The following is a 419-nucleotide window of genomic DNA, read 5'->3' as shown; positions in this document are numbered from 1 at the left end:
AGACCGGGATCGGGCCGATGGCCCGACCCACTCGTAACTGTGTTCGCGTTCGTGACCTGCAGTGCCGACCGGGCACCTACGAACTATCAGGGCTGACAGCAAACGCGAGCCTTCCGTGGCAGTCGGCCTGCGGAAAAGCGGAAGGCGGGCCCATAGCTCAGTGGGAGAGTGCCTCCTTTGCAAGGAGGATGCCCTGGGTTCGAATCCCAGTGGGTCCATCCGTCGACTCGGGCGAACCGAGTCCCTTAAGTGGGGCTCGGCAGTATGCTCGAGTCCGACCGAACCGATGCACCACCCCGTGCAAGCGTGGGTGGGAAGGGTTGAGACGTGCCTCGTGACACTCGGGTGCGTCCATGAGACTGTGTGTACGTGCGATCCAGGCGTCCACTGGACCCGTTCAGCGGGTTCATGGATTCTGA

At 62.8% G+C, this 419-nt stretch carries 1 tRNA gene; it reads left to right on the top strand.

From position 1 onward, the window contains the following. The first annotated feature begins 146 nt into the window (after positions 1–146). Positions 147–218: transfer RNA gene (locus C451_RS02200), tRNA-Ala, on the top strand. The last annotated feature ends 201 nt before the right edge of the window (positions 219–419 follow it).

Origin of the sequence: Halococcus thailandensis JCM 13552 (assembly GCF_000336715.1) — an archaeon.
Taxonomy (GTDB): domain Archaea; phylum Halobacteriota; class Halobacteria; order Halobacteriales; family Halococcaceae; genus Halococcus; species Halococcus thailandensis.
The sequence above is the reverse complement of the archived record's forward strand: the minus strand, read 5'-3'. Positions and strand labels throughout refer to the sequence as shown.